Source organism: Ancylobacter sp. Lp-2 (assembly GCF_020523795.1).
Lineage (GTDB): Bacteria > Pseudomonadota > Alphaproteobacteria > Rhizobiales > Xanthobacteraceae > Ancylobacter.
Genome location: NZ_JAJALI010000021.1, coordinates 1 through 19,062, shown reverse-complemented (window position 1 = coordinate 19,062; position 19,062 = coordinate 1). Strand labels below are relative to the sequence as shown.

The window sequence follows — 19,062 nt, the reverse complement described above, 5'->3', positions numbered from 1 at the left end:
GAGGGGCGCATCGTCCGTCTCCTTGATCGACGGACTCTACTCAAATCTGGAGGAAGATCAGGGTCTCACGTCACACTCCCCCCAGTCACGTTCGCGACGCGCCTCGAAGCATGCTATGTCTATCGTTGTGAGGAGTAGGAGAGAAGCGTTTATGCGTCTCAGATGGAGTGACGCCCGCGTATTGGATTGATTCGGCCGGCTGATTACGCGGCGAATTCGGCTGAGATCGGCGACGAATCCAGCCCAAATCGAGCGGAAAGTCGCTCCAAATATCTCCTATTTTGGATAAATTCATCTTATAAACACTGAAGATATATACGCTTCGCATTCCAAGGCGTTAGAAGTGATGCCAAAAATACTAATAATAGACGACAGCTCGACAAATCGACGCATCTATTCGGAACTGTCGCGACAGCTTCAGGCGGATGTCAGTGTCCGCACCTTCGAGAATGGTCGGAAGGCGCTGGATTGGCTGGCGGCAAACCCGGCCGATTTGGTCATCACGGATTACAGAATGCCGCAGATGACCGGCGCGACGCTGATCAGCGCCGTTCGAGCGCTGCCCCAGCACCGGGATCTCCCCATCATCGTCGTCACCGCCTATGACGACCGCCGCTATCGCGTCGCATCGCTGGAAGCCGGGGCGACGGACTTCCTGCTGAGCCCCGTCGACCACGTGGAGTTTCTCGCGCGGGCCCGCAATCTTCTCAAGCTGCGGGCTCAGCACCTGCTCATCTCTCAGCGGGCGGACCAGCTGGAGATAAATCTGAACGCCACGGACCTGCTGCTCCGCGAGAGCCGGGACGCCCTCGCGCAGGTGATCGACACCGTGCCCGCCCTCATCAGTGCCGTCGATCTCGATGGCCGCTGTGTGTTCGTCAACGCGCATCAGGCTGCCTTCGTCGGCAAGATGCCGACGGAGCTGGTGGGCTATTCCGTCGAGGCACTTTTCGGCGAGGAAAGGGGGCACATCAGCCGCCGGCTGGATCAGCTGGTCGTGAAGACCGGATACCCCTTGCTCCCACGCGAGGAAGAGGTTGTCACCGCCTCCGGCGAGCACCGTGTCTACCTGACCAGCAAGGCCCCCCTGCACGACGGCACCGGCCGGATCACCAGCATCCTGAACACGTCGATCGACATTACCGAGCGACGGCAGGCGGAGCAGCGCCTCGAATATCTGGCCAATCACGATTCGCTCACCGGTTTGCCGAACCGGTTGATGTTGCGCGATCATCTGCGTCGCGAACTGGCACGCGGCCGCCGGGGCGATCAGAATTTCGCGCTGCATTTCATCGACCTCGACCGCTTCAAGGCGGTGAACGACGCCGATGGGCACCAGCGTGGGGACCGGTTGCTGCAGAACGTGGCGGAACGCCTGAAGCGGCTGGTTCGTCCGGGCTACACCGTCGCTCGATTGGGAGGCGACGAGTTCGCCGTCCTTCAGCCCGACATTGACGGGCCGGAGGACGCAGGCCAACTGGCGCAGGCCATCCTCGATATGCTGGCCGCCGAGGACGATGATCTCGAGGCGATGAAGATCGGCGCCAGCGTCGGTGTCACGATCGGCCCCCCGGATGGGGCGGATCCGGATGAGCTGCTGAGGAACTCGGACCAGGCCATGTACCTCGCCAAATCGCTCGGCGGCGGGACCTGGCGCTTCTTCTCGGCCGACATGGCGCCGCGTGCGAGCCAGAGGGCACAGATCGAGACCGAACTGCGCAGCGCGGTCAAGCGCCAGGAGTTCGAGCTGCACTACCAGCCGCTCATCGAGCTGCGCAGCAACTGCGTCGTGGGGGTGGAAGCGCTGCTGCGCTGGCGGCATCCGCAACGCGGATTGCTGCGGCCGGATGCGTTTCTCAACCTTGCCGAGGAGAGCGGCCTGATCGTGCCGATCAATGAGTGGGTGCTGCGGGAAGCCTGCCGCCAGGGCGTTGCCTGGCAGGCGGCGGGAGTGGGGACGCTGCGGATCGCCGTCAATCTGTCGCCGATCCAGTTCCGGCGGCAGAAAGTGGGAGAGCTGGTGCGCGAGGTCCTCGCGGATACCGGGCTGCGCCCCGACCTGCTGGAGCTGGAGCTGACCGAGGGAATTCTCATCAGCGACGACGAACAGGTCGTCACGCAAATGGAGCTGTTGCGCTCGCTCGGCGTCAGTCTTTCCGTCGACGATTTCGGCACCGGCTATTCGTCGCTGAACTATATCCGCAACTTTCCGCTGCAGCGTCTCAAGATCGACAGCTCCTTCGTGCGGGATCTCGCCCATGGCCCGCGCGCACTCGCCATCGTCCGGACCATCATCGATCTCGGGCACATCCTGAATCTGCAGGTGGTGGCTGAGGGGGTGGAGGAGGAGGCGCATCTCACCGTGCTGCGGGCGGAAGGCTGCGACGAGGTGCAGGGTTATTACTTCAGCCGCCCCATTCCGCCCGATGCCTTCGTCGAATGGCTGCTGGCGCGCGAGGCGGAGGGGGGCGGCGTGTGCACGGACGGTGCTGGACGGGCGCATGTCGGTCGGATCTAGTTTCCTGGAGGCGATTGCGAAGCCGTTCCGATGGATGGTCGGCCGGTTGCGCAACCGGCCCGACAGCGAACATGAAATGAGCTTCAATCGTCTCGTGTTCGCGTGCATCATCGTCGTCGTCCTGCTGGTGAACCGCAACAGCAGCGATGTCGGCGACGCGCTTCGGGTCATGGCGCTCTACATGCCGCTGGCCCTTGGCGTCCTCGGCCACATCATTCTCTTCCCGGGCATCTCGCGTGGGCGCAGGCTGTTCTCGCTGCTGCTGGATTGCGGCTTCCTGTCCTGGCAGTTGCACCTGGGGGGCGAGATCGCCTCCCTGTTCTTCCCGATCTATCTCTGGGTCATCTTCGGCAATGGCTTCCGCTTCGGCCTGTCTCAACTGGCTATTGCCATCCCCGTCGCCACCCTGTGTTTTGCAGCCGTCGTCTGGACGACACCCTATTGGCACGAGCAGTGGCACCTTTCGGCGGGTCTGCTCATCGGCCTCGTCATCTTGCCGGCCTATTCGGGCACGCTCATTCGCAAGCTCTCGCAGGCCACCAAGGTTGCCGAGGAGGCAAGCCAGGCGAAGAGCCTGTTTCTCGCAAGTGTGAGCCATGAGTTGCGCACGCCGCTCACCGCGATCGTCGGCATGACCGGACTGCTGCGGGGAACGCCGCTGGTTCCCGAGCAGCGAGAAATGGTGGAGACGGTGGATGTGGCCACGCACTCCCTGCGCTCGCTTATCGACGGGCTGCTCGATCTTTCCCGCATCGAGGCCGGCCGGATGCCCGTGCCCGAGGGGCCGTTCGATCTGCTGGCCCTGCTGCTCGACGCCCGGCGGTTAGTCGAGAGTCAGGCCCGCGAGCGAGGGTTGAGTTTCGATATTCATGTGACGCCGCGAACGCCGCTGTACCTGTCCGGTAGTCGGCAGCACCTGCATGAAGTGCTGATCAATCTGGTCGGCAACGCCGTCAAGTTCACTCATCAGGGAAGGGTGACGCTGGCCGTGGACGCCGAGCCGGAAGAGGGCGGGAGCCTTCGACTGACGGTCGAGGTGTCCGATACCGGCATTGGTATCGCTCTCGCCGATCAGGCTCGCATCTTCGAGGATTTCACTCAGGCAGATCCCAGCATTCTCAATCGCTTCGGCGGGTCCGGCCTCGGGCTGTCGATCGTCCGCCGGCTCGTCGATCTCATGGGCGGGACCATTGCGGTGGAGAGTGAGCCGGGCATGGGCAGCACGTTCCGTCTCCACGTCCCCGTCTTGCCGGTTTCCGACGACGACCTGGTGGGCGAGGAGCCCTGGCGTGATCAGGGTGTGGCGCTGGTCTGCCGCGACGTGTCGCCATTGACCTCGTTTCTGGCAGCCCTGTCCTCGCTGGGGATCACGCCGATCATCGTCGATCCCCGACTTGGCCCGACGCGCATGTTTCCGCCAGAGGCGATGGGGGCGGTCCGCATGCTGTTCGAGCCGGACACCCGCCTTCTGGCGTTCCCGGCGCCCAGTTCGCCCGGCTCCTCCCGGCCCCTGCTCATTCGGCCGGGGGCCTGTGCCGGCCTTTCCGATATGGAGACGCGCCGTTCATGCGTCAGCCTGCTGGGCGACAGCCCCGACGGCGCGGAACTCCGGCGGGCGTTGACCGTGGCATGCCGGATCGCGGCTCGTTCCACCGGCCAGGTAACCGAGCCGCCGCAACCGCTGGCAAGCCAGCCGCGACATCTCCTGCTGGCGGATGACAATCGCATAAATCAGAAGGTGTTTCGCCGCATTCTCGAGGGGGCCGGCCATTCCGTCCTGGTCGTGGAGAGTGGGGAACAGGCGCTCGACATGCTGGTCGAGAGAGCCGACGAGATCGACCTCGTGCTGATGGACTTCAACATGCCCGACACCGATGGGCTGGAAGCTTCCAAGCTCTATCGGATGATGGCGACAGGGGCCGACCGGCTGCCGATCGTCGGGCTGACGGCGGATGCGACGGCACAAGGCGATCAACGCTGGCGCCAGGCCGGCATGGACGCCTGCCTCATCAAGCCCATCGAACCCTCCGCCTTGCTGGCGGCGGTCGATCGCCTGGCGAGGAGAACGGATGCGGCCTGGACACCGGTGCTGCGGCTCGCGGATGCGAGAGAGGTGGCCATGCCGGCGTTGGACGACAGGGCCATTGAAAGTCTCCGCCAGCTCGGCGGCGCCCGGTTCGCGACCGAGCTGATGGAGGACTATCTGCTCGACGCCGAAGTCATTCTCCGCCGGCTGGTTGAGACGGCGGAGCGTGGGGACTTGCTGGCGTTCCGCAACGAGGCTCATGCCTTGCAGAGCAGTTCCGCCAACGTCGGCGCCCTCGCTCTCGGTACCTTCTGCATGCCATGGCGGGAGTTGCGGGCACAGGAGCTCCGCGCCGGGGCCGCCGAGCTCCAGCGGCAGGCTGGCGAGGAACTCCACCGGACGCGGGACGTCATGCGGGCCTGTTCGGAGCGCATGTTGGGTCTCGGCTGAGGGCACAACCCGGCAGGCAAACGGCCCACCGGGTTGTGCGTTGCGCGGCATTATTCGGCCGCCGTGAGCAGGTGCATCGGCGCGTCGAGCGCCGCGAGCCGCCGGTTTTGCGCCGTGCAGAGCCGGTCCATCTTTCGGAGGTCGGCTTCGGTCAGGTTGAGCGCAGCTTCGGCCCAGATATCGACGACGTCGATCAGTTCCTCGAGCGTGATCGGATTGACGCGCCGGCGTGCCCGATACATCGCGTGATGGGCATTGTGCTTGCGGTTGTGACGCGCGACATAATCGATCACCGCCTGCCGCCCCTGTCCGTCCTCGGCCAGGATGTCGACCACGCCCATCGCGTGCAGCTCTTCGGCCGTGTGGATGCGGCCGGAGAGAATGAGCGCTTCCGCCTTGTCGCGATCCATGCGCCGCGACAGGAAGCTGTAGGCGCCCATGCCGGGGAACATGTTGAACAGGATCTCCGGCAAGCCGAGCTTCGCGCTGCGCTCCGCAACGATGAGATCGAAGGACAGCGCGTGTTCGAAGCCGCCGCCGAGGGCGTCTCCCTGCACAAGGGCCATGGTGACCACGGGAGTGTCGAACGCGACAGCATTGCGGTGGATCGCCTTGACGGCGACATGCCCGTAGTGGCGCATCGCATCGAGGTCGCGGGTGCGGATCCGTTCCGCGAAATGGCCGAGGTCGCCGCCCAGATTATAGATTCCCGGCACGTCGGACGCCATGACGAACCATGAGAACGGCGCGGCGGCAGAACGGGGCAGTTCGGCGAAGCTCCGTGTGATCTCCGATTGCATCCGGCTGATGTCGTCCATCAGCTCATGCGTGTAGGACGGCTTGCCGACGGGCTTCATGAAGCACCAGCCGATGGCATTCGCGGAGTCCACGTCCAGCCGGAGATTGTCGTAGCCGGTAGCGCGCAGGGCGCGGATCGCTTTCTCCGTGGCGAGGTGAGGTGTGTCGGCGGTCGCGTGGGCACGGATAGTGGCATCATGAATCGTGTCGATAACGGGCATCTTGTCGCTCCATTTGCGAGTGGTGGATCGATGACTGCTCCGCGAGGAAGGTCGCGTCGGCAGATCGTCCCCACTTTAGGCGCGCCACTTGATGCGAGGGCCACAAACTATCGGATTAGCAAGCCATTAACGCTTAAATGATGCAGACGGGTCAGCCCGCGCGCAGCCAAAATCCCCGCCGCCGGAGAAGACGGTGATGGTCGTTCAGATCACAGAAGGCCGTTCCGCTCGGCGGATGCCTGATGCGCCTGTCAAACGCAGCTGCCGTTGCGCAAAATAGTGACCGCCCACCCCAAGCTCGCCCTTCAGGATACGTCGTTTGGGTAAATTTCACAAAAATCGTGAGGCCGCGATCGGGACGCCGCTCAAACGTGCGAACATTTTAGATAAAATTTTTGAACAAATCACCTGCACCAAACCGATGATCATGTCGCGATGCTTGATTTCTCTGGCTGGAGCAGGACAGAAAAATGGCGACCTACACAGTAAATTATTGGAACTATGTTTCATATCATGAAGATTCAAATACATTTACAGTTACAAGCGAACCTATACCGTGGCCCGCTACCTATGACGACGAAGAGCCCGACTCCACATTCTCACCTGGAGAAAAAATACTTGTAGATGGATATTATGAAACGTATATAGGCTATACAAATCTCGGTATTTTAACATTTTATCAGGGCGTATACGGCATAAGCACACCGACAGCTGCCTATCATACGGGAGATATTGTCAACGTTAACGTAACGGACTCCTTCGTCGTCTGCTTCCTGGCTGGCACGATGATTTCGACGCCAACCGGCGAAGTCGCCATAGAGGCCCTGACGGCCGGTGATCTCGTCCTCACGACGGAGGGCGCCGCCAAGCCCGTGCGCTGGCTGGCTCGGCAGACCGTCTCGACCGTCTTTGCCGATCCGCTGCGGGTCCTGCCAATCAGGATTGCAGCGGAAGCCCTCGGCGATGGTCTTCCCCACCGCGACCTCTTCGTCTCGACCGACCACGCGCTATTGCTCGATGGCCTGCTCGTTCAGGCAGGCGCCCTGGTCAACGGGACGACAATCGTCCGACATGCCGACATGCCGCAGAGCTTCACCTACTATCATGTGGAGTTGGACGACCATTCGCTCGTCTTGGCCGAAGGGGTGCCAGCCGAGACCTTCGTCGACAATGTCACGCGCCGCAGTTTCGACAACTGGCAGGAGGCGCCGGAAACCCCGATCGCTGAACTCGACCTTCCGCGGGTGAAGTCGGCTCGTCAGTTGCCCGCGCGAATCCGAGGACGCCTGGCGGAGCCCGCTGCAGCGTGAGCCGGCAAGGTGAAGCGGCCGACGCCGCTTCACCAACTTCCTCGACAGATGAGCGCCTCACATTTGCGAAGGGTGACGGCGATGTCGCAGCAACGGACATCCGACATGGTGCCCGCATCGACGGAGACGGCTCGCGCACCGCGAAAGCGGACCGTCATCATGCGCGCCGATCACTATCGCCTACCCGACGCGGCAAATGGCGGCCGTCCCGGCAAGGATCCCGGCGTGTATTTCCGTTGCGAACGATGCGGACATTCGAGCAAGCACCTGTTCGGCATGACGGCAAGCGCCATCGCGCGTGGACTGCCCTGCCAGATTTGCAACGCATAGGACCACGCGCGACTGCCGCGCGGCGGCCATCGATCCGTTCCTGAGCGATGCGTTCCTGCGTGGCGCGCCAACGAGCCCGACACGGATCTCGGGCTCGAAGGGCCCAGCCGCCGCCAATGCGGTATCGGCCGGCATTCAGGGCTGGTTTGCGGCAGCTTCTATCCCGGTCGCCTCGCCGCTCAGGGCGGAATCCCCGGGCTCCTCCGGAAGCGGCAGGCCCACTTTCAACGTGTCGCCAGGTTCAATCGGGGTGGTTTCCGTCGCGTCCATTTCGGCGATCTCGTTGCCGTTGGCCCGCACGATCACATAGCTCGGCTCGACGCGGAGCGACCTACTACGCTCGATATAGCGGTGGGGCGCCGATACTCCCGCTTCGTACAGCAATTGTTGCGCCGTCTTTATCTTTTGAAGCGTGTCATCAAGCTTCGCCTGGGTCGTACGCAATTCCGCCGTCAGTTCGTTCGTTCGCGTGTTCTTCAGGTCGATCATGGAAATATCGGCCCGGCTGGCATCCTGCCTCACGCGCAGGAGTTCCGTCTCCAGCCGCAGCTTGTCGCCCTGGATCTGCGCGATGGTGCGCTCAAGCCCGAGCTGCCGCGAGGAAACCGCATAGCCCTTCTCGACGAGCCCGGTGATCGCCTGAAGCTCCTGGTTCACCAGCGTCATCTGCCTGTCCTGGGCAGCGATCTGCCCCTGCAGCGTCTGGGCTTCCTTATCGAGAAAGGATTTCAGCTGGACAAGCGCGTTGGTCTGCGCCGTCATCGCGTCACGGCGGCCGGCGAAAATCTGACGCTCCTGCCGCAGCAGCATGAGAATACGATTGTCGTCGCCGCGCTTCGTCACCTCGGCGGGGAAGCTGACACTATCCTGCCCGTCGAGTTCGGATTGCAGCCGACCGAGCCTGGCGTTCAGCGCATCGCGCTCCTGCCCTAGCAGAATGAGCTCCCCCTGACCGGCAATGACATCGCGCCCCAGCCGAAGCAGACCCGCATCGGCGGGCCGCTGGATTCCGCCGGCGATCGCAATCGCCTGCAAGACAGTCAGCTTCGGACGGTACGGGTATGGGCCAGGTCGCATCACGTCGCCGGTAGTGTAGAACGGACGGAACTCGGAGACCTCGACAGCGACGCGAGGCGCCTCGGCGAGCCCCATCAACTGCTGCAGGCCATCGGCGATCTCTCGTCCGATCTCATTCGACGTGCGGCCGGCCGCCTCGACGGAGCCGATCAGGGGCACGTTGAGCCGGCCTTCAGGATTGACGGAGAACTCGCCCGCCATCGGGCTCCATTCGAAGATCTCATCCTGCGTGGCGCGCCACTCCAGCACCTTGAGCCGTATCTTGTCCTCAGGGCCCAAGCGGTATTCCCGCGCCCCTGTGGCCAGTGGCGGATCCTCTGCCATGGCGGAGCCGGTGAACAACAAAAGCAGCGCCGTGGCCAAACCGGCCCGCCGCCACGCCGCTGCGAGCGGAGCAGAGTCCCAGCCCATGGAAAGTTTAGATGGCCGTCCTTTTGCCAATCGGGCCTGGCATCCGCATGTACGAAGTTGAGCGGTCATCTCACTTCAACTCCAACACATATTCCGGTTCGATCCTTCCGGCGATCAGATGCCTCGCGCCGATCAGATTCCCTTTCAGCCTGCCGCGCCGGTCGATGTGCGGCTCGGGAAACAGGCTCTTGGCCAGGTTGGCGGCCAGGTTGCGCAAGATCAGGTCAGCGGCGAAACCAACCGGCATGGTGCCCTTGCGCGCCAGATAGATCGGATTCACGACTTGGGAATAGCCGAACCGCACCCCGCTGACCCGCCCGCTCTTTATTCCCAGATGAACGCCCAGCAGCGAGGTCAGCCTGACCACCCGCCCATGCCGGCCCAGCTGTGCCGTGAAGTCGATATCTTCCTGCCATCCATAAAGCGCCAGCTTTTCGTCGAAACGCACCGCACCTATGGCGCTCGTCCGGATCGACATGTTGCATCCGTACGCGCCGAGATGATCGACCGGATCGTGATAGGGAGGCGGGTTGGATGCCGCCTTCTGCAAGATCGTGATCGCGTCCTCGAAGGAGCAGGCCATATCATGCGCGCCATCGAACAGAACGTCGCCCATCAGTACCGAATATTCATTGTGGCACTCGAATTCCTTGGCGACATTTTCGAGATAATTCTCTGAGGGAACAAAATCATCATCAAAAAACGTGATGATATCGAAGGACCCGGCGGACAGTGACAGGGCTCTATTCCGCTGAGCGCACAATCCTCGACCACCAAATACCATAGAGATCGGGTATGAGTACGAGGCCTCCTGCTCGACATGGCTTTCATCGGGTGCCGTGACGAAAACATGATCAGGCAGTCGACTTTGACTTTCGAGATGAGAGAGGAGGCGGCTCGCAACAGCCTTGCGTCCCAGCGTTGGGATGACGACAGCAAGCTTCATGCGGTGCACTCGCGTTTCAAACCTGCCACAGGGCCGGCAATGGGTGGACGTTCACCGCGAAGAATAGGCAGGCGTGGAAGCCGAGAGGGCGAGGCAGGTGATGCCACCGGCATCAATTCGGCTAAGGACATTTCGCTCAAGGAATGAGGCCTGCCAAAAGACGTAAGGCGCACACGAACAGCGATTGGCGGCGAAACGAATTCGTCCCCACGGCGTCTCACTTCGCCAATTCGGCGCGAACCGTCGGATGTACGCTCCCGATGAACGCTCCACGCGGTTTGAACCCCTCCATCAAGCGAGTGACGATACATGAGCGACGTCGCGGTCGATCTGCCTGTCGCTGCCCTCCCAACACGCACGATCGAAATACCTGAGTTGACCACTCCTTTCAGGCTCGACGCATCAACACAGGCCGGTATGGGTCGCGTCGCCATCGTGCATGACTGGTGCCCCTCGTTCCGGGGGGGGGAACGTGTATTGGCCGAGCTCTGCAGGATCACGGGGGGAAGCGACGTTTACACGCTGTTCGACTTTCTGCCTCGAGAGGTGAAAAGCGAGTTCTTCCCCGGCGTCTCATTCCACACGTCGATCGCCAACCAGTTGCCGGGGGTAAGCCGCTATTACAGGTCGCTTTTCTTCCTCTGCCCATTCCTGATCGAACAGTTCAATGTGACCGAGTATGATGCCGTCATCACGTCATCGGCAGCGTTTGCGCGAGGTGTCCTGACCCGGCCCGATCAGCCGCATGTGTGCTACGTCCACAGCCCCGTCCGCTATGCTTGGGACGAGCAGTTCTCCTATCTGGGCGAGGGGCGTCTGGGCTATGGCCCGAAGGGGCTTCTGTTTCGGTACATGCTCCATAATCTGCGTATCTGGGACACCCGCACGGCGCATGGACCGGACGTGATGCTGGCAAACTCACGCTATGTGAGGGACCGGATCCGGCACATCTACGGGCGAGATGCACAGGTGGTGCATCCTCCTGTTCCCATGGACAATTCCGGCAGTGAATTCGTTTCCAAAAAAGATGACTACTATGTAACGGCTTCGTTTCTCGCCCCTTACAAGCGGACAGATCTTGTCATTCGTGCCTTCAACGACATGCCAAGCCGGAAACTTCTCGTGGTTGGCGATGGCCAGCAGGCACGCTCCCTCCGTTCGCTCGTCACGGGCGACAATATCGAATTCACGGGATACCTGCCCCGCCGCGATTACATCGCCGCCGTCGGCCAGGCCAGGGCGCTACTCTTCGCGGGCTGCGAGGATTTCGGCATCGCCATGGCTGAAGCCCAGGCCTATGGCACACCGGTGATAGCATTCGACCGGGGCGGTGCCCGTGACATCGTGCAACCACTCGGCTCCGCTTCGGCGCCCACTGGTCTGCTTTTTAAACAGCAGACCGTCGAGGCGGTGCGGGAAGCGGTCGAACAATTCGAACGCCGAGAGCGTGAGATTTCACCGGCAGCATGTCGGCTCAACGCCACTCGCTTCTCGCCGGAGCGCTTCCGGCTGGAGATCAGACAGGCGGTAGAGCGGGCGGTCGACATGCGCCGTTGAGCGTGGCGCCTCCAATAAGTTTACCGCAACCTATCAGGCGAGTGCCGCGTGCTCCACATGATTAGGTGGCGCGGAGACTATGCGTGCCTCTGGAGCCGTCAGGCCATCCACGACCGCCATCGCCTGCAGATATGCCCGCGCGGAGTCGTTCCATGAAAATCGGGTAGCGCGCACACGTCCGGCAGCAATCAGTCGGCTGCGCAAACCGGGCTCATGCTTTAATCGCCTGAGGCAGTCCAGCCAGGCCTCAGGATCAGCCGGAGAGGCGTAGAGCGCAGCATGCCCGCACACCTCCGGCATGCTTGCCCGATCCGACGTCACCACCGCGCATCCTATCGCCATCGCTTCCAGGGGGGGCAGGCCAAAACCTTCGGTAAAGGAAGGGAACGCCAGACAAAGCGAATCCTGCAAGAGCGCCGTAAGGGCCTCGTCCGGCAACCGCCCCAGCCAGTGCACATTCCCGGCCGCGACTGGTACGCCATCGTGGTGAAGAACATGCGGGTCGACCTGACCGACAATGGCGAGTTGCAGGCCTTCGGCTGCCAGTTTGTCGGCGATGCCGAGCAGCAAAGACATATTTTTATGAGGAGCCGGGCTGCCGACAAGGACGATGGTGTTCGGCCCCGCGACGGAATGTGTGGCCTCGCTGTGCCGCCCCTGCCATTGCAAGGCGTGCTCGTATCCGTTCGGTGCGACCAGGAGTTTGGATGATGCGCACAACGCGCGCCCCACCAATTCATTAGCCGAATGCTGAGATACGGTCGCGATCATCTCCGCCGATCGGCCAAGAAGCGGAACCATAGCCAATTGCAGCAGCCGGAACGGCAGTGAATAGCTCGCAGGAAAGCTACGGGTATTCACGTCGTGGATGCACGCGATCTGCCTGCGGTGACCAACGGGGCCACTGTTGCCAAGGCTGAGCAGACCGCCCTGCAGTCCTCGCGGCAGGCTGAATTGCTCCCAGAGATGGCCAGATGCGAAAGGCCCACGGGCCGGGCCGCTATGGCGCAGGCGAATGGCCGACAATCTGGGAAGCGCTCCCGCACCGGCAGGCACAACCAGTTCGACATCAAGGTCCTGCGCCAACGGATCGGCGGCGGCAATCTTGCGGTCCAGCGCCTGGACGATCTCGCTGGCGTAGCGCTGCACTCCTGTGACCTTTTGGGTCAGAAAACGACCATTGATGGCCCACTGACGTCTCATGACCATCCTCGCGACACTCCTGGCCGCCTGTATCTTGCCCGTCATTGTGCTGGTGCCACGCCTCCGCCGCCGCGCAACGAAGATGCTGGGAGACTGACCAAAGGTGTCGCGCGCCTTCGTTTGGCGGCGCGAATTACCATTTTTGCGTGCGGCCTGGCTCAATGTGCCGGCAGGCCAGACGGGTCGCGTTGAGAGGATCGTGTCGGAGACGAGGGCGTCTACCCACGGCAACGAAACGGCGCAATTCATGTTCCGCCCCTATCGCGACGAGCTCGACCGCCCCCTTGGAGCACGAGGCCCCGCCGCCACCCGGCATTGGACCATCAATGGCGATTTCACCACGCTCAATCCCATGGGCGTGGCCCGCTATGCGCGTGAAGTGACGCTGGCGCTCGATGCACTTATGGTCGAGAAACATCCGCTGACACGGAATCTGCATCTCGATCTTGTCGCTCCCCGCGCCCCTGCGACGCCGCTGTTGTTGCAGGCTATCACCACCCGGATAGCTCCCGAATATTCCCGGCCGAGGTTGCCGCAATTCTGGGTGCAGATGCAGCTGCCGAGACATGTGAAGGGTGGCCTTCTCAGCTTCTGCAATCTGGCGCCGGTGATGGTGCGCCGACAGGTCGCCTGCATCCATGATGTGCAGACGCTGACATCGCCGCGCAGCTATTCACGCGGCTTTCGGTTGGCGCACCGCATCATCCTTCCCCTGCTGGGCCGAAGAGCGAGCGCCATCACGACCGTCTCGAACCTGTCGCGCGATGAACTGGTTCATCATGGCGTGGCCCCGGCAGAGAAGATCGTCGTCACCTATAACGGCGCCGATCATGCGAAGGGCTGGCGCCCGGAATGCTCCCGCCGAGATTTTCGAGCGGCACGTCCTTTCGTGCTGTGCCTGCTCCGCAACCAGGTCCACAAGAACCCGGAGCTGCTGCTGCGTCTTGCCCGGCCACTGGAAGTGATCGGCGTCGACATGATGATCATGGGCGAGCTCGACGCCGAACTGACCGGGCGCCTGCAGAGGTCCGGCGCCCAAAATGTGCGTGTTCTCGGCCGGATCAGCGACGACGATTTTGCCGCCGCCCTCTCGCAAGCGCTTTGTTTCCTGCTCCCCTCCCGGACGGAAGGCTTCGGTCTTCCGGCAGTGGAGGCGATGATGTGGGGGTGCCCTGTCGTTGCGTCCACATCCCCCTGTCTACCCGAGGTTTGTGGCAGTGCCGCCCTGTTCGCCGATCCGGACGATACCACGGCTTGGATCTCTGCGATCGCCCGGCTGCTCGCGTCGCCCGAATTGCGTCAACGATTTTCCTCCGCTGGCCGTAAACGAGCGAAGGAATTTAACTGGCGGCGTGTTGCGATCACGTATCTGACGCTCATGGCCGAAATCGACTGACGTTACCCCCAATTTCTATCCAGCGGTGTGTCCGTTCCGGCGATTCTACTTTGCCTCTGGGGCGGCCTGAATGGCGGGACAGACGCGGAGCCATTCGCGGTGCTTAGCATTGGACCCCGCCTATTCCCGGACAGCGACGTTTCCGCCACCAGTGCCAAGCATTTTCGGGCGCAATCGTCCACGATGGCCAGCATCCGGAAGCGCCGGTCATCTGGTCGGCAACGAATTCGAGCGGCCAGCGCTCGTTCGGCTCCATCGGGATCATCACCGGCACTCATGAGTCGTCATTCTAGATGGCCGACCACAGGCGCTCACTCCCCAAGCGACTGATGCCCCTAGAAATGGGGCCGGCTTCTCATCAGCCGCCGAACGTCTTCTCGGCGATCCCCACGAAGCCCGTTTGCAAGGCGAAAAGCGAGCCGGAAAGCGGGGCCGCTTCCAACAGGGGAGCGGTAGAGTCCAGCTGCGCACTGGTCGCGAAAAGCACCGCCAGCCCATCCCCTCCGAAGGCCAGGCTGGTGAGGCGCGGTACCGGCAGCGGGATCACCAGCCCCCGCCGGCCATCCGAAGCAAAGCGGGTGATCCACCAGCACGGGAGGCGACCCTGGTGCTCAGCACCAGAGTGCCCCTCTCGGGTCGCGCTTCGGGATGGCAGGGAGGTTCCATGCTGTCAGCCGTCCAGTCGTACCGCCACAGGCCATCGGAGGCGCTCAGGACGAGGCGGCCAGACACATCCCCGTCGACGATAGCGCCCAGCGGCGGCAGACGATCGATCCGGCGGCTCTCGACCCGCCCCTCGCCGGTTCATGCGGTGCAGGCGAGCGAGGGCGAGCCAGTAGAGGTGGCCATCGACGGGATGCCAGAGCAGGGACTCGCCAAGCGCGTCCCTGTTGGCGCGGCGACCCGGAAGGTCGGGTGCGAGGCGGCCGGTTCGCTGGTCATCGTCCGCCCCTCCCCCTTGCCTCGGGACGCCGCGTCCATCGCCGTCATACCGGCCTTGCCCGGGCCGCCGCCTTCGCGTGAGCTGAGCAAGGTCCGGCCTCTGCCCGTCAGAGGTTCTACAACGGCGCCCGCCTCCCACTCTCGCGAGAAGACCACGGCGGAAGACAAGCTCAGGCGCCTCTACCAGCTTGTCGCCGACGGCATCGCCGAGCCGGACGACATGCTCAAGGAGCAGATTACCAAGCTCAAAGCTGACCAGGACCAGGCACACGCGGCTCTGGAGCGGATCGAGAACCGGAGCGCAGCAACTAGGCTCTCCTCCGACAAGCTTGCCCGCTTCGGGCAGCTCATACGTTCAAAGATCGCCGGAGGCGAGGTGCCGTTCCGCAAAGCCTATCTGCGCGCGCTGATCGATGCGGTCCAAGTCGACCAGCACGTCATGCGTATTCACGGATCAAGGACGTACTGGAAAGGGCTGTACTCGCCGACCAAGCAACCCAACCGGGTGTTCGCGGCTTTGCGCGAAAGTGGCGCTCCCATGGGGAATCGAACCCCAGTTTTCGCCGTGAGAGGGCGACGTCCTAACCGCTAGACGATGGGAGCCCTGCGGTAGGCGCGTCTCATAAGGGCAAAGCGAACGCATGGCAAGCGCGTTACGCAATTATTCAGGCCATCTATCCACAGGCCTCCATATATCCAGCCAGCCCTCGGCTCACGGCTCGTGCGCGTAGCTCACCACCCCGCGCGGCGCCCGCGTCTCGAGATCGAACAGCCGCGTCTCGACCACGCCCTGGCGGCTCACCGTTACCGCCAGCACCCCGTCGGCAACCGTGCTCGACAGCACCTGCGCACCCTGCGGCAGCAAAATTGTGCCGCCGATGTCCTTGGGCGCGCTTTTCCAGCCGACCATGACCCTGTATCCGATGGCCCCGAACAGGGCGAGGAAGCCGAAGCCCATCAATATGCCGGAAAAGGCCGCAAAGCCGCGCAGCTTGCGCAGCACGCGCTCCTGCTGGGGATCGAGCTTGTCGTCTGCATCGGGAGAAGTCATGGGCACACCGTCGGACGAACCGCTAGAGGATTTCGAAGACGCCGACGACGCTGCGGTCGCCGGCACGCGCCTCGATATCACCGCCGCGCCAGGGGATGAAGGCCTGCGACTCGATCGCATGCTGGTGCGCCATCTGCCGGACATGAGCCGCACTCGGCTGCAGGCTCTGCTCGCCGAAGGCCACCTCGCCCGCGACGGCAAGCCGGTGACCGGCGGTTCGACGCGCGTGGCAGCCGGCACGCATTTCGTCCTGACCCTGCCGCCCCCCGAGCCGGCAGAACCAATCGCGCAGGCCATCCCGCTCGCCATCGTCTATGAGGACGACGATCTCATCGTCGTCGACAAGCCCGCCGGCATGGTCGTGCACCCCGCGCCCGGCAATCCGGATGGCACTTTGGTCAATGCACTCCTATATCATTGCGGTGACAGCCTTTCCGGCGTCGGTGGCGTGCGTCGGCCGGGCATCGTGCACCGGCTCGACAAGGAGACGTCCGGCCTGCTCGTCGTGGCCAAGAACGACCGCAGTCACCGGGCACTCGCGGAACAATTCGCCGATCACGGTCGCACCGGGCCGCTGGAGCGGCTTTATGTCGCTTTTGCCTGGGGTGTGCCTGAACAGCCGCGGGGCACGGTCGACGCTCCCCTCGCCCGGCATCCGGTCTCGCGCGAACGCATCGCCGTACGGGCCGGCGGGCGCTTCGCCATCACCCATTGGGAACGCACGGCAAGCTATGACGATGCCGAGGGACGGCCGGTGGCGAGCCGCATTGAATGCCGGCTGGAAACCGGCCGCACCCACCAGATCCGCGTGCATTTGGGACATATCGGCCACCCGCTGCTCGGCGACGCCTTGTATGGACAGGGCTTCCGCACCAAGGCCGGCCGCTTGACGGAGCCCGCCCGCTCGGCGCTGGAAGCGCTTTCCGGACAAGCTCTTCACGCCGCCCGGCTCGGCTTCGCCCATCCGGTGAGCGGCAAGGTGATGCGCTTCGAGAGCCCGCTCCGGCCCGACCTCGCCCGGCTGGAGGCCGCGCTCGCACAAGCGGACTGAGCGCTTCAGGCTCAAGTCATCGTGACCGGTTTTCATGATGCCATTGCGCAAAACCAGCGTGATACTGCTATGCTAGCTTCTCGGCCGGCGACATGCGGCCGAGCATTCTGGTCGCCCGCAGGGGACCAAAACGAAAGGAGGGCGCTGCCATGGCCCGTTCCGCAATGACGATCCCGTCGGCCGAAGGCGGCCTTGGCCAGTATCTGGCCGAGATCCGCAAGTTCCCGATGCTGGAGCCGCAGGAAGAATATATGCTCGCCAAGCGCTGGCGCGAGCACAACGACCCCAATGCCGCTCAGAAACTCGTGACCAGCCATCTGCGCCTCGTGGCGAAGATCGCCATGGGCTATCGTGGCTACGGTCTGCCGATCTCCGAAGTGATCTCCGAAGGCAATGTCGGCCTGATGCAGGCGGTGAAGCGTTTCGAGCCCGACAAGGGCTTCCGCTTGGCCACCTATGCCATGTGGTGGATCAAGGCCTCGATCCAGGAATACATCCTGCGCTCCTGGAGCCTGGTGAAGATGGGCACGACTGCGGCCCAGAAGAAGCTTTTCTTCAATCTTCGCAAGGCGAAGAGCCAGATTTCCGCGCTGGAGGAAGGCGATCTCCGGCCCGATCAGGTCGCGCAGATCGCCACCAAGCTCGGCGTCACCGAACAGGACGTGGTGGAGATGAACCGGCGCCTCGGCGGCGATTCATCGCTCAACGCCCCGCTGCGTGGCGATGTCGAGGGCGGCGGCGAATGGCAGGATTGGCTCGCCGACGACCGCGACAGCCAGGAGACCCTTCTCGCGGAGACCGAGGAATTCGACAACCGCCGCAATGCCTTGAGCGGTGCGCTCTCGGTGTTGAACGACCGTGAGCGGCGGATTTTCGAGGCCCGCCGCCTGTCCGACGATCCGATGACGCTGGAGGACCTCGCCACCGAGTTCGGCGTGTCGCGCGAGCGCGTGCGCCAGATCGAGGTTCGCGCCTTCGAGAAGGTGCAGAAGGCGGTCATCGACCGGGTCAACAAGATGGAAGCGCCCTCCGCCCGCGAGGTCGCCTCAGCCCACTGACATCATGGCCGCCGGCGCCCTGCCGGGTCGCCGGACAGGCCGGAATAGTGTCACGCCTGCAGCCGCGGAGCTTCCGGGGTGGGGAGCTCGGAAGTCGAGCGCGCGGAAAATTCCGCAGCTTTTCTAACGTCATAGGTAAGCACGTCGCGGATGGAGAGCACCCCGACCAGCTGGTGATCCTCCAGCACCGGCAGGTGGCGGACATGGTGCGTGTCCATCAGCGCCCGGACATGGTCGACACTGTCATCCATCTGGCAGGAGATCATGTTGCGCGACATGAGGTCGGCGACCGGCGTCTTGAGGGCGGCGACGCCGCGCTCGGCAATGGCGCGCACCACGTCACGCTCGGAGAATATGCCGACGACGGTGTCGCCCTCCGAGCCGCAGGCGTCCTTCACCACCACGGCGCCGATGCGCTCGCGATTGAGCAAAGTAGCTGCGATTTCAACGCTTTCCGTCATGCGCACGGTGGGGACGCGCGCGGGTTTCAGCTGCATGAGATCGGCGACGAGCATGGCGGTCCTCTCCCTGTGAGTGCCTGCACGGTCATCAGCATCTTGGACTTATTCTTAGGTTCAATGCTGGTATGCAATACACCTGTTGTCAACGAGAAGACGTTGCGCGCCGCAGCACACCACTTTGCAGTGCAGTGAGGTGACCGATGGGGCCGATTGCGCGGGTGTTTTGTCGGGTGAGGCCAGCTTGGCTCGGGCGGGG

General features: G+C 63.2%; 15 protein-coding genes, 1 tRNA gene and 1 pseudogene. 8 read left to right on the top strand and 9 right to left on the bottom strand.

The genetic code is table 11. The features are described 5' to 3' along the window. Positions 1-346: 346 nt before the first annotated feature. Together LGR54_RS25535 and LGR54_RS25530 are read left to right on the top strand one after the other, a co-directional pair. Positions 347-2,518, top strand: coding sequence for an EAL domain-containing protein (locus LGR54_RS25535; protein ID WP_230364769.1), 2,172 nt, complete (start codon positions 347-349; stop codon positions 2,516-2,518). Next, a complete protein-coding gene (locus tag LGR54_RS25530) occupies positions 2,502-4,994 on the top strand; it encodes a hybrid sensor histidine kinase/response regulator (RefSeq protein WP_230364768.1) in 2,493 nt (830 codons plus the stop codon). The genes LGR54_RS25535 and LGR54_RS25530 overlap by 17 nt, the downstream gene beginning before the upstream one ends. 50 nt (positions 4,995-5,044) lie before the next feature. On the opposite strand, the gene LGR54_RS25525 is transcribed toward LGR54_RS25530, so the two are convergent. Next, entirely contained in the window at positions 5,045-6,013 is a 969-nt protein-coding gene (locus LGR54_RS25525) for a crotonase/enoyl-CoA hydratase family protein (protein ID WP_230364767.1), read from the bottom strand. A 470-nt stretch (positions 6,014-6,483) separates the two neighbouring features. On the opposite strand from LGR54_RS25525, the gene LGR54_RS25520 reads away from it, so the two are divergent. Together LGR54_RS25520 and LGR54_RS25515 are read left to right on the top strand one after the other, a co-directional pair. Then, positions 6,484-7,323, top strand: coding sequence for a Hint domain-containing protein (locus LGR54_RS25520; RefSeq protein WP_230364766.1), 840 nt, complete (start codon positions 6,484-6,486; stop codon positions 7,321-7,323). 81 nt (positions 7,324-7,404) lie between these two features. Continuing rightward, the gene (locus tag LGR54_RS25515) at positions 7,405-7,653 is read left to right on the top strand and encodes a hypothetical protein (RefSeq protein ID WP_230364765.1); all 249 of its coding nucleotides are present in this window, start codon (positions 7,405-7,407) and stop codon (positions 7,651-7,653) included. Positions 7,654-7,788: 135 nt separating this feature from the next. Here LGR54_RS25515 and LGR54_RS25510 read toward each other — a convergent pair whose 3' ends face one another. After that, positions 7,789-9,093 carry a polysaccharide biosynthesis/export family protein gene (locus LGR54_RS25510; protein ID WP_230364764.1) on the bottom strand — a complete coding sequence of 435 codons (1,305 nt, stop codon included), beginning with the start codon at positions 9,091-9,093 and terminating at the stop codon, positions 7,789-7,791. Positions 9,094-9,211: 118 nt separating this feature from the next. Continuing rightward, positions 9,212-10,087: a glycosyltransferase family 2 protein gene (locus tag LGR54_RS25505; RefSeq protein ID WP_230364763.1), complete on the bottom strand. Its 876-nt coding sequence runs from the start codon at positions 10,085-10,087 to the stop codon at positions 9,212-9,214. A gap of 309 nt (positions 10,088-10,396) precedes the next feature. Here LGR54_RS25505 and LGR54_RS25500 point away from each other — a divergent pair, with 309 nt between their 5' ends. Beyond that, positions 10,397-11,644 (top strand): glycosyltransferase, encoded by a 1,248-nt coding sequence (locus tag LGR54_RS25500; RefSeq protein ID WP_230364762.1) that lies wholly within the window; start codon positions 10,397-10,399, stop codon positions 11,642-11,644. A gap of 33 nt (positions 11,645-11,677) precedes the next feature. Here the strand turns inward: LGR54_RS25500 and LGR54_RS25495 are convergent, their stop codons facing one another. Beyond that, a complete protein-coding gene (locus LGR54_RS25495) occupies positions 11,678-12,853 on the bottom strand; it encodes a glycosyltransferase family 4 protein (protein WP_370638282.1) in 1,176 nt (391 codons plus the stop codon). A gap of 97 nt (positions 12,854-12,950) precedes the next feature. Between LGR54_RS25495 and LGR54_RS25490 the strand changes: the two genes are divergently transcribed. Further along, entirely contained in the window at positions 12,951-14,243 is a 1,293-nt protein-coding gene (locus LGR54_RS25490; RefSeq protein ID WP_230364761.1) for a glycosyltransferase family 1 protein, read from the top strand. Positions 14,244-14,362: 119 nt separating this feature from the next. Here the strand turns inward: LGR54_RS25490 and LGR54_RS25485 are convergent. From LGR54_RS25485 to LGR54_RS25470, 4 genes and pseudogenes are all read right to left on the bottom strand, one after another. Further along, positions 14,363-14,514: pseudogene (locus tag LGR54_RS25485) on the bottom strand (IS3 family transposase); the annotation flags it as partial. An 87-nt stretch (positions 14,515-14,601) separates the two neighbouring features. After that, complete coding sequence (locus LGR54_RS25480; RefSeq protein ID WP_230364760.1) at positions 14,602-14,790, bottom strand: hypothetical protein; 189 nt, start codon at positions 14,788-14,790, stop codon at positions 14,602-14,604. Between the two features lie 923 nt (positions 14,791-15,713). Then, a tRNA-Glu gene (locus LGR54_RS25475) sits at positions 15,714-15,788 on the bottom strand. Positions 15,789-15,897: 109 nt separating this feature from the next. Continuing rightward, positions 15,898-16,188, bottom strand: a complete 291-nt coding sequence (locus tag LGR54_RS25470) for a hypothetical protein (RefSeq protein WP_230364759.1) — start codon at positions 16,186-16,188, stop codon at positions 15,898-15,900. A 46-nt stretch (positions 16,189-16,234) separates the two neighbouring features. On the opposite strand from LGR54_RS25470, the gene LGR54_RS25465 reads away from it, so the two are divergent. Together LGR54_RS25465 and rpoH are read left to right on the top strand one after the other, a co-directional pair. Then, the gene (locus tag LGR54_RS25465) at positions 16,235-17,287 is read left to right on the top strand and encodes an RluA family pseudouridine synthase (RefSeq protein WP_230364770.1); all 1,053 of its coding nucleotides are present in this window, start codon (positions 16,235-16,237) and stop codon (positions 17,285-17,287) included. A gap of 149 nt (positions 17,288-17,436) precedes the next feature. Then, positions 17,437-18,345: an RNA polymerase sigma factor RpoH gene (rpoH, locus tag LGR54_RS25460; RefSeq protein ID WP_230364758.1), complete on the top strand. Its 909-nt coding sequence runs from the start codon at positions 17,437-17,439 to the stop codon at positions 18,343-18,345. A gap of 50 nt (positions 18,346-18,395) precedes the next feature. Here the strand turns inward: rpoH and LGR54_RS25455 are convergent, their stop codons facing one another. Further along, a complete protein-coding gene (locus LGR54_RS25455; RefSeq protein ID WP_230364757.1) occupies positions 18,396-18,860 on the bottom strand; it encodes a CBS domain-containing protein in 465 nt (154 codons plus the stop codon). Positions 18,861-19,062: the final 202 nt, after the last annotated feature.

Bases quoted from the DNA above. Each gene is read 5' to 3' on its own strand.
- rpoH (WP_230364758.1), top strand. From the start codon at position 17,437: ATGGCCCGTTCCGCAATGACGATCCCGTCGGCCGAAGGCGGCCTTGGC.
- LGR54_RS25495 (WP_370638282.1), bottom strand. From the start codon at position 12,853: ATGGTCATGAGACGTCAGTGGGCCATCAATGGTCGTTTTCTGACCCAA.
- LGR54_RS25515 (WP_230364765.1), top strand. From the start codon at position 7,405: ATGTCGCAGCAACGGACATCCGACATGGTGCCCGCATCGACGGAGACG.
- LGR54_RS25465 (WP_230364770.1), top strand. From the start codon at position 16,235: ATGGGCACACCGTCGGACGAACCGCTAGAGGATTTCGAAGACGCCGAC.
- LGR54_RS25500 (WP_230364762.1), top strand. From the start codon at position 10,397: ATGAGCGACGTCGCGGTCGATCTGCCTGTCGCTGCCCTCCCAACACGC.
- LGR54_RS25535 (WP_230364769.1), top strand. From the start codon at position 347: ATGCCAAAAATACTAATAATAGACGACAGCTCGACAAATCGACGCATC.
- LGR54_RS25455 (WP_230364757.1), bottom strand. From the start codon at position 18,860: ATGCTCGTCGCCGATCTCATGCAGCTGAAACCCGCGCGCGTCCCCACC.
- LGR54_RS25505 (WP_230364763.1), bottom strand. From the start codon at position 10,087: ATGAAGCTTGCTGTCGTCATCCCAACGCTGGGACGCAAGGCTGTTGCG.
- LGR54_RS25530 (WP_230364768.1), top strand. From the start codon at position 2,502: ATGTCGGTCGGATCTAGTTTCCTGGAGGCGATTGCGAAGCCGTTCCGA.
- LGR54_RS25525 (WP_230364767.1), bottom strand. From the start codon at position 6,013: ATGCCCGTTATCGACACGATTCATGATGCCACTATCCGTGCCCACGCG.
- LGR54_RS25520 (WP_230364766.1), top strand. From the start codon at position 6,484: ATGGCGACCTACACAGTAAATTATTGGAACTATGTTTCATATCATGAA.